The 383-nt window shown below is 38.6% G+C and carries 1 protein-coding gene; it reads left to right on the top strand.

Annotation, left to right across the window (positions count from 1 at the left end; genetic code table 11):
* A partial coding sequence (locus tag Q1X33_RS16680) for a DNA recombinase (RefSeq protein WP_301996807.1) occupies nucleotides 1-383 on the top strand: 383 nt, incomplete at both ends.

The following is a 383-nucleotide window of genomic DNA, read 5'->3' as shown; positions in this document are numbered from 1 at the left end:
GGGAAATCAAAGCCACATTGACAACCATGATGAATAAGCTTGCTTTCAGTCATAAGCTAATCCTAGAACCACTTTTCAAGTCAGTTAGCCAAATCGATGAAGAAAGCGACCGTGAAAGAATGGACGCTATTGATAAGCTAATGGAGCAACTATTGGAAGAACGCAATACCCTTATTGCACTGATGTCCAAAGGTTTCCTAGAACCTGCTCTTTTTAATCAGGAACGAAATGTTTTAGATAGTGAGATTAAAAATCTTACTACCGAAAAAACAAACCTGGTAACGAACTCTGCGAGTGGGGTTTTGCGAGCAAACGAGATAAAGGACCTCATTAATTATGTGTCAGCAGATAATTTTAATGGTGACTACACGGAAGAACTATTT

The sequence above is a fragment of the Enterococcus sp. B2E4 genome (assembly GCF_030499455.1).
Taxonomy (GTDB): Bacteria; Bacillota; Bacilli; order Lactobacillales; family Enterococcaceae; genus Enterococcus_D; species Enterococcus_D casseliflavus.
The sequence above is the reverse complement of the archived record's forward strand: the minus strand, read 5'-3'. Positions and strand labels throughout refer to the sequence as shown.